Below are 8,583 nucleotides of genomic sequence, written 5' to 3' on the forward strand. Positions count from 1 at the left end.
TTTAAGTTTTATAAAATTTTTTCCCTTTTAATTCAAAATTCAACATTCAAAATTCATAATTTTATAAAGTTTTCCTTAAGATTATCTAAACCCATACATTTTGTAAAGCGTTATGGAATTAACTATAGATACTTCCATTGCGTTAAGTGCTGCTAAAGTTGGGTTAGAATACAAACTTCCATTAGCTGACAGTATTGTTTTAGCAACAGCTAGAGCAAATGATGCAATAATATGGACACAAGATGCTGATCTTAAAGGCATAGATGGGGTTAATTTTATTCCTAAGAAGAAATAAATCTCTTTCTAACAATTCGCTGCACCTGACCGCCAACAGTGTAGCGGTTTTTCAAGGTTCTGTGCCCTATCAAAGGTTAGTGGTTCTCCAAAGTTTTGTGCCCAACCTGTTGGCGGCAGGTGAGCTTTATCGTTAGACAGAATAGAAACACTACAAATATTGGAGGTGAAAGGCTATGGAGAAAATGATTGGGTTTTGTGGACTAATCTGTACTGAATGTCCCGCATTCTTAGCAACCTAAAAGGATGACGACAACGAAAGAAAGAGAGTTGCTGAGATGTGGTCTAAACAGTACAATATGGACATCCCACCAGAACATATTAATTGTGATGGATGTTTGTCAGAAAGCGAAAGACTGTTTTTGCCACTGCAAAGTCTGTGAAGTAAGGAAGTGCGGACAAGAAAAGAGTATTAAGAATTGTGCCTATTGCGATGAATATGCTTGCGAGAAACTCAACAAGTTTTTTGAAATGGCCCCTGATGCTAAAACTACTCTTGAAGAAATCAGAAGAGAGATCTGATTTAGCAAATGAGAAAGGGGTTAGACGTCTAGATATGTAAAAGATAGAATAGGAAAATGGAAGGAAAGAATTTTAGAGGATTTAGAGACAACACATGTAAGTTTCTAAAAGATTTAGGCAAAAATAACGAAAAGAAGTGGTTTGAAACGCATAGGAGAGAGTACAATGAATATCTTCTTACACCTTTGCAAAATCTTGTTGTTGACATGGGTGAATTTATGTTGACTATAGACCCATATTTTGAGATAAGACCAATGATTGATAAAACCATCTCAAGGATATATAGGGATACCAGATTCTCTCCAGATAAATCACTGTATAGAAGCAATATGTGGATTGTATTTAAGAGGCCCAATAAGAATTGGAAGGATGCACCTGCATATTTCTTTGAGATTTATCCTGATTGGTATAGATATGGGATGGGATTTTATCAAGCATCAAAGGATACAATGGATGCCTTTAGGGAAGAAATAAGAAAAGAACCGACAAAATTCCTAAGGATTATTTCAAAGATTAAGTCCTTTGAGATTAAAGGAGAGCTTTATAAAAGACCTCTATGGACAGACTTACCCCAAGAGATTCAAAAATATTATCAACGAAAGAGTTTTTATATGGAATACAGAAAATCAATTGATGAGATTTTATTTAGTCCTAAACTGGTTGATGAATTGGTACAGAAATATGAGATATTACGACCTCTGTATCTATATCTTTTAGACATAAAGGAAAAGGTAAGAAGTGAAAGAAGAGAAAGTACTTACTTATAATCTCATAGAGAAGGCAATAACTGCAGGTGTAGATATAATTGGTGTAACGTCTGCAAAACCTTTCAGGATACAAGGAGAGAAAGAAAGGGTTGTTGACCCAAAGGAGATACTCAATGATGCTCAGTCAGTCATTGTAGGAGGTTTCTATATTTATAACAAACTTGATATTTTGCCATCCGAACCGAGCAAGCCACGAGGTAGGTTCTCCTCTTATGGAATCAGGGTATATATGCGGATGCGTGCTTACACTGAAAAAGTCATCAAACAATTTCTGCGCAAGGAAGGATACAAGTGTGTTGCTTCTATGAAGATTCCTGCAAAATTAGCGGCTGTGCGTGCAGGTCTTGGTAAATACGGCAAGAATGCAGTAGTCCTTACCGAAAAACTCGGCTCATTGGTGATGTTTGAAATCCTAATAACCAATGCCCCCTTGAATTATGAAGATCACCCGGTAGAGGCATCTGATTGTGGGGAGTGCGATATTTGTCTTAAGTCCTGTCCTACAAAGGCAATTCATCCACCTTTTAAGGTAAACAGGGCAAGATGTATTACAAACTGGCTCTGGGGAACCTTTATTCCGACTGAGCTTCGTGAAAAACAAGAGAATCGTCTCTTTGGTTGTGGTGAATGTCTGTGGGCTTGTCCTAAAAATAAACATCTTAAACCTCGGGTTAAATATCCTGTGCCATTAGAGGAAGTAAGCGATAGTCCAGAACTCATCCCGTTGGTAACCTCTGATGCAGAATACTATCGCAAGGTAATCCCTTCATTTGCAAGATGGGCAGGGATAGACACAATCCGAGGGAATGCTATTATTGCCCTTGGCAACATTGCTGACTCTACCGCTGTAGATGCACTTAAGGAGACACTACAACACCCTAAGCCACAAATCAGAGCATATTCTGCGTGGGCATTAGGAAGAATAGGCAACAAGAAGACAAAAAAGATACTTGAAGAAACTTTATCAAAAGAACAAAATCCAAAAGTTGTAAAGGAAATCAAGAACGCTTTAGAAAAAACTGATAGCTTCTCTGTCTAACAAATCGCTGAAGCTGACGGCGGATAAATCCGCCTCAGCTTAGCTCAGTCGTTAGGCTATATTTTAATCAACAGGAGGCAAAGATGGGTACTACTAAAGAAGAAGTTCGGAAAATGCTCGACCGGATTCCAGACGACGTATCCTTTGAGGATATTCAGTATCATATTTATGTCCGTCAGAAAATCGAACGAGGATTGAAAGATATTGAAGAGGGCCGTGTACTCAGTCAGGAAGAGGTTGAGCAGCGGATGTCTAAATGGCTCGGAAAGTAAAATGGACAGAAGCAGCTTGGAGTGATCTTAAGGAGGCTGCAGATTATATTGCTAAAGATTCTCAATTTTATGCCGCAGCATTCGTCCGGGAGGTACGGGATGCAGCTCGCTCTTTAGCTTATCTAGCAGAGCGAGGTCGCATTGTGCCAGAGTTCAATGATCCAAGCATCCGCGAACTTTTTGTGAGGAAATATCGATTGATCTATCATGTAAGAGAGCAAATTGTACACATTATTGGCTTCATTCATGGAGCCCGTGATCTATTAACACTTTGGGAGCGAGAAAGACGAGCAAATCTTGAAAATAGAGATAGTAATCATAAATAGCCGTATGTGTTTAGCTAATAAGACAATGAAAGAAAGGCAAAAGTCAAAATTGCAATTCACTTGAACTTTTGAATTTTGAATTTATTATGTTTACAAAAAAGCTAACCATGTACAAATAGCCTAACCCATCGCTGCAGCCGACCGCCAAAGGCGGCGGCTGAGCTCAATCGTTAGACACTTGAATGAGATACTCAACCGAGATTACAAAACAAAATGGAGGTGATGATTATGGGCAGGATTCGACAAATGATGAATGTAAAGGGACGGAATGTATGGACACTTTTTGATTCAGGAGCCCGAAATACCTACATTATTCCTGAAGTTGCAGCACAACTTACTACCACAAGTCTTCCTCGTCCAACATATACCAAATTAGGAGGCGAGACAAAGGTATCTTCCCAGGCCGCTGTATTAGTTGGCGAAATCGATGGGAAGCCTTTCCATACGGAAGCTATGGTTATTGATTATATTGGGAATGATGAGGAGGGGAAACCTATTGAGGTTCTTTTTGGGGCTTTGGCCATGCAACAATGGGGAATACGATTGATACCAGAGCAAGAAAAACTGGATCTTTCTCATTACCCCACTGAGTTTACCGAGTTTTAGATCTGAAGAAGATAGGTGTCAAAGTCTACACATTGACAAAAAGTATGTGTTTAGCTCCTTAATATGTGTTTAAGCTTCCTCATTAAAGAGGCAGAAACGAATTGTTTAATTGTAAATTTTAAATTGCAAATTTAAAGAGGTAAAAAAATAATATCATAAAAAATTCATCACTCTCTCAATTTGCAATTGTTTAGCTTTAGCTAAACACATACGATTTTATCTATAGCTCTTTCCTTATGTTTTGTAAAAATATAAGCCTTTCTGCAATCCTCTTAAAGCAAGGAGAAGCAACAATGCTTGCATAATGTGCCTTCTTTGGTTCATCTAAAATAACCAATATGAGAATTTCTGGATTATCGGCTGGAAAAAATCCAACAAATGATGAAACAACCTTACTTGCATCATACCTTCCTCCTACTACCTTCTCTGCTGTTCCTGTCTTTCCTGCAATTTTATATCCGGTTATCTTTGCATTCCTTCCTGTTCCTTCTTCAACAATTGAAACCATCATATCCTTTAGTTTACTGACTGTATCCTGTGATAAAACCTCCCTTTTGGGTATAGGTTTTTCTTCTTTTATTATCTTATTGTTTAACAAAATGCTCCTTGCAACAATGGGTGAAATAAGAATGCCATTGTTGCAAATTGTAGAGAATGCAAGATAGAGTTGAATTGGTGTTACAGAAATTCCATAGCCAAATGAAAGATTTGCCTTTCTTATGTTCGTCATCCTTTTGGGAAATATCCCGGCTTCCTCCTCAATTATCCCTGTACCTGTCTTTGTTCCAAAGCCAAATTGGGAAAGGTAAAACAAGAGCCTTTCATCTTTTAATTTTTCTATTGCTTGACTCATTCCAACATTACAGGAATTTTTAAGTACATCCCTAAATGATTGGATTCCATGCTTATGGGGGCAATATATTTTTCTGTTGCCCACCTTATATTCTCCACTACAAAAAAACCTGTCACTTTCTTTTACCAGCCCTTCTTCAAGAAGGATTCCTGCGATAATTGGTTTAAAAAGGGAGCCTGGCTCAAAAACAAAAGAAACTGCCTTATTCTTTAGGTTTTCCTTCGGTATTTTTTTCCACATCTCTTTTTCCCAGCTTGAGTAGATATTTGGGTTAAAACTTGGGATTGTGCTTTGTGCCAAAATCTCTCCTGTCTTCGGACATCCAATAATACAAATACCACCTTTTGCAGAATATTCTTCCACTGTTTTTCTAATTTCTTCTTCTGCAATATGTTGAAGCCTTACATCTATTGCAAGATAGACATCCCCTCCCTTTAATTCGTCGGGAAACCTCTCTTGGGTATATAAAATCCTTCCCCTTCCATCTCTCATTATCTTAGGGCTATGAGAGGAGCTTAAAAGATATTTATTAAATGATGCCTCAATCCCGGATAATCCATTTATCCTCCTTGCATCATCCTCAAATTTCACAAATCCTACAAGGTTTCCTCCTATTGTGGTATATGGATAATACCTCTTATGTTCAACCAGAAAATCAATTCCAGAAATATTTTTTATTTTTTCTCTTATTTTTTCTCCTACCTCTACGGGAACTCGCCTTTTAAGCCAGAAAGGCTTTTCATTTCTCTTTAAATTCAATGGGTTAATTCCTAAAACCTTTAAAATCCTGGTATAATCTTTTGTGCTTATTTGTTTTGGACGAACAAGGATGGATATAGTCTCTGCACTCATAGCAAGGATATTGCCATTTCTATCAAATATTCTTCCCCTGGGAAGGGTATAAATCTTTTGGAATGTATGGATATTATCTGCCTCCTTTTTTAATTCCTTGCTTTTTAAAACCTGAATATAAAAGAGCTTTATTAAAAGAAATATTCCAAGAATACCAAGTAGCCACCAGATAATATATACCCTTTTTTTGTAATCGTTATACATTATTTTTTAAGCGAAAGCTCAACCAAGAATTCACCCTTTTTTATTTTTTTAAAATCTCCATCCCTAAATTCATAAGACCTTCCAAATGTGTATGTTGTATCATAAGGAATGGCAAGGGTTCCCTCTTTAACCTCAAAAACAAAAGAATTCACCCCATTCTTTAAAATGCCCTTATCAACAAAGCAAGTATATGGATTTATTAACCCTTTTGTATAAGGAAAATCAATTGCAGAGGATGGGCTTTCATTGATTTTTAATTCAACAATTGTGTTTGGTAATGTTCCGTACTTAAATTTTAACGATATTTCTTTAAATTTTAAAAGGTCTTCCTCTATTACAATCTCCTTTTTGCATTTTGTTCCTCTATTAAGAACAAGACAATTTTGACCCCTCCATTCTTCTGATGTATCCTTAATGGTTATTTCCTTCTCTTCTTTTATATGAAAACCATCTTGATAAATAATGGGAACAAAATTGGCATAAATATCATTTTTCCAACCCAAAATAATTCCAAGAAGAAGGGGGAAAAATGAAAAAGCCAATTTTTTATATTCAGCCTCCTTTACCTTATCATATATCCATGATATTGCAAATGAGGAAAAAATGACCATAACAGGGACAACCACAAGCCTGTGCCTTCCAGTAACAAAAAAGGCAATAAGGATGATGATGTAAGAAAGAAAGAAGAGATGAAGAAGAAGGGCATTCCTTCTAAAGGATAAGCATATCCCAAGAAATGCTAAAGGTGCAATTACTCCAAATCCAATAAAGAATGGAAGCTTTAATAGGGGAGAATATCCCTTTACTTGGCCGTAGTTCACATTGTTTATATCCTCATAGTTATCCCAGAAGAAAAAGAATTTTGTTAATAAAAGGGCGATGAATTTCTTCGGCTTTTCTTTAATAAATCTTAAAACCTCCTCAATATATGCCCTATCCCCTATTTCTTCTAATCTTTTCTCTAAATTATGAGAGGGAAGTGGCTGAAGGTATCTTCCATTTGCCTTTTCATTGTTTCCAATCCAGAGGTTTACCGGCCCATTGGTTGAAATAAGGATAAATTTCTTTGAAGCAATATAATTCATTATGGTGGCAGGAGAGATGGTAAGAAAGGTAATTAGGCAAAGAAAAGCAAATCTTATAAGCCTTGAGCCGGAAGCCTTAAGCCTTGAGCTTTTTAGCATCCATAAAAGAATAAATGGAAGAAAAAACAATGCAGTAGCCCTTGTCAGTGCAGAAAGCCCTAAAAATAGGCCAGAGAGAATAATATTTTTAAGTTTTCTCTCTTTTTCAAGCCTTAAGATAAAAAATAGTGAAGCGGTATTTAAGAAAACAGAGAAAGATTCAAGGAGAATAAGCCCTTCATGAATCAAAAACATATCGTAGATTATAGATAAAAAAAGGGAGATTAAGGCAATCCGGCTTCCAAATACAATATTTGCTATAAAATAAATAAAAAGGCAAGTAAAGACTCCTAAGAGCATTTGAATAAGCCTTGCAATATAAAGATTGTGTCCAAAAAAGAAATAGATAAAACTGAGAAAATATGAGTATAGAGGGCAATAATAGTAAGGTGCTGGATGCTTTCCTTTAAGGATATCCTGTGCTTGTGCATCATATGTAACCATATCCGTCCCAGAGGGAAGAGAATAAAATGTCGGGTCGTTTTTTTCAATACTTTGTAGGTGAATAATTCTAAAAAGAAGCCCAAGGATAATGAAAAACACAATAAGGAAAAATCCTTTATTTAATACCTTTTTGGGCTTATTTGAAGGTCTTTTTTTCTTTAACCTCAAAGAAGATAATTCCTCCTATGAAGGAAATAATAAAAATAGGGATTATAAAATATCCAATTCTAAAATTAGAAAGAGCGATAGATAATAGACCTAAGATTATGCCAATAAGATAAAGCAATAAAACAGCTTTTGTGTGTGTTAATCCAAGGGCTACTAATCTATGGGATGTATGATCTTTACCTCCCTCACTTACCTTAATCCTTCTACAAATCCTTGATATGGTAACTAGGGTTGTATCAAATATGGGAAGGCCTAAAACAATGATAGGAATAACCCAGCTAAAGGAAACATTAGGAGAAAACCTTAACTTTATACCAATAATGCTTAACATAAAGCCAATAAACATAGACCCAGTATCTCCCATAAAGATTTTTGCCGGTTTAAAATTATACCTTAAAAACCCGAGGCAACTTCCAGCTAGAGCAACTGAGAAAGAGGCTATTAAAAATTGGCCTTCACCGCTTGAAAGAAGAAAGAAAAAGAAGGAGGATATGGCTGCTATTCCAACCGATAGACCATCCATATTGTCTAATAGATTAAAGGCATTTGTCATCCCTACAATCCATAAAAATGTAAAGGGAATGTCAATATTTGGATTACTTGTAAAGGAGATACTTGTTCCAAAGATTATTACAAGCCATGCTGCGGCTATTTGGAAAGAAAGCTTTAAAAATGGAGAAAAACCTTTTATGTCATCAATAAATCCAATAAGGACAATTAAGAGGGAAGAGATGATTACAGCAACCATCTCTTCTGATGGCCTTGAGAATAAAGAAAAAACAAGGAGAAAGACAATTGCAATTACAAAGCCACCAAGTAAAGGAATAGGTTCTAAATGGATCTTTCTTCCTCCTGGAAGATCAACTATATTAAACTTTAAAGCAATCTTTCTAATTATGGGTGTTCCTATTAAGGCTCCAAAGAGGGAGGCAAGGAATATCCAAAGATAGATTATAGTATCTTCCATTACTTAGTGCAAAAATAGATAGGGTTGTGTTTATCTGTTAAAAATTCATCCACCTTTTAAGAAATTTTGAATTCTAAATTTTGAA

General features: G+C 36.1%; 10 protein-coding genes. 7 read left to right on the forward strand and 3 right to left on the reverse strand.

The window, feature by feature from the left end; all coding sequences use genetic code 11:
- Window positions 1–112: 112 nt before the first annotated feature.
- From AB1397_03495 to AB1397_03525, 7 genes are all read left to right on the forward strand, one after another.
- A complete protein-coding gene (locus AB1397_03495) occupies window positions 113–295 on the forward strand; it encodes a PIN domain-containing protein (GenBank protein MEW6482052.1) in 183 nt (60 codons plus the stop codon).
- A 329-nt stretch (window positions 296–624) separates the two neighbouring features.
- Window positions 625–816, forward strand: coding sequence for a DUF3795 domain-containing protein (locus AB1397_03500; GenBank protein MEW6482053.1), 192 nt, complete (start codon window positions 625–627; stop codon window positions 814–816).
- Between the two features lie 56 nt (window positions 817–872).
- On the forward strand, window positions 873–1,583 hold the full coding sequence (locus AB1397_03505; GenBank protein MEW6482054.1) for a DUF2461 domain-containing protein: 711 nt from the start codon (window positions 873–875) through the stop codon (window positions 1,581–1,583).
- The gene (locus AB1397_03510; GenBank protein ID MEW6482055.1) at window positions 1,555–2,622 is read left to right on the forward strand and encodes a 4Fe-4S double cluster binding domain-containing protein; all 1,068 of its coding nucleotides are present in this window, start codon (window positions 1,555–1,557) and stop codon (window positions 2,620–2,622) included. Before AB1397_03505 ends, AB1397_03510 begins: the two co-directional genes overlap by 29 nt.
- 83 nt (window positions 2,623–2,705) lie before the next feature.
- Complete coding sequence (locus tag AB1397_03515; GenBank protein ID MEW6482056.1) at window positions 2,706–2,894, forward strand: hypothetical protein; 189 nt, start codon at window positions 2,706–2,708, stop codon at window positions 2,892–2,894.
- Complete coding sequence (locus AB1397_03520; protein MEW6482057.1) at window positions 2,879–3,220, forward strand: type II toxin-antitoxin system RelE/ParE family toxin; 342 nt, start codon at window positions 2,879–2,881, stop codon at window positions 3,218–3,220. Before AB1397_03515 ends, AB1397_03520 begins: the two co-directional genes overlap by 16 nt.
- Window positions 3,221–3,433: 213 nt before the next feature.
- Complete coding sequence (locus tag AB1397_03525) at window positions 3,434–3,826, forward strand: hypothetical protein (GenBank protein ID MEW6482058.1); 393 nt, start codon at window positions 3,434–3,436, stop codon at window positions 3,824–3,826.
- 220 nt (window positions 3,827–4,046) lie between these two features.
- On the opposite strand, the gene AB1397_03530 is transcribed toward AB1397_03525, so the two are convergent.
- The 3 genes from AB1397_03530 to AB1397_03540 are packed head-to-tail and all read right to left on the reverse strand — an operon-like array spanning window position 4,047 to window position 8,498.
- Entirely contained in the window at window positions 4,047–5,735 is a 1,689-nt protein-coding gene (locus tag AB1397_03530; protein ID MEW6482059.1) for a penicillin-binding protein 2, read from the reverse strand.
- Window positions 5,735–7,462, reverse strand: a complete 1,728-nt coding sequence (locus tag AB1397_03535; protein ID MEW6482060.1) for a glycosyltransferase family 39 protein — start codon at window positions 7,460–7,462, stop codon at window positions 5,735–5,737. The genes AB1397_03530 and AB1397_03535 overlap by 1 nt, the downstream gene beginning before the upstream one ends.
- A 37-nt stretch (window positions 7,463–7,499) precedes the next feature.
- A complete protein-coding gene (locus tag AB1397_03540) occupies window positions 7,500–8,498 on the reverse strand; it encodes an MraY family glycosyltransferase (protein MEW6482061.1) in 999 nt (332 codons plus the stop codon).
- Window positions 8,499–8,583 lie beyond the last annotated feature (85 nt).

This window comes from bacterium (genome assembly GCA_040756715.1).
GTDB lineage: Bacteria > UBA9089 > UBA9088 > UBA9088 > UBA9088 > JBFLYE01.

Coding starts and splice junctions, on each gene's coding strand:
- AB1397_03495 (MEW6482052.1), top strand. CDS start 113: ATGGAATTAACTATAGATACTTCCATTGCGTTAAGTGCTGCTAAAGTT.
- AB1397_03500 (MEW6482053.1), top strand. CDS start 625: ATGGATGTTTGTCAGAAAGCGAAAGACTGTTTTTGCCACTGCAAAGTC.
- AB1397_03505 (MEW6482054.1), top strand. CDS start 873: ATGGAAGGAAAGAATTTTAGAGGATTTAGAGACAACACATGTAAGTTT.
- AB1397_03515 (MEW6482056.1), top strand. CDS start 2,706: ATGGGTACTACTAAAGAAGAAGTTCGGAAAATGCTCGACCGGATTCCA.
- AB1397_03520 (MEW6482057.1), top strand. CDS start 2,879: ATGGCTCGGAAAGTAAAATGGACAGAAGCAGCTTGGAGTGATCTTAAG.
- AB1397_03525 (MEW6482058.1), top strand. CDS start 3,434: ATGGAGGTGATGATTATGGGCAGGATTCGACAAATGATGAATGTAAAG.
- AB1397_03530 (MEW6482059.1), bottom strand. CDS start 5,735: ATGTATAACGATTACAAAAAAAGGGTATATATTATCTGGTGGCTACTT.
- AB1397_03540 (MEW6482061.1), bottom strand. CDS start 8,498: ATGGAAGATACTATAATCTATCTTTGGATATTCCTTGCCTCCCTCTTT.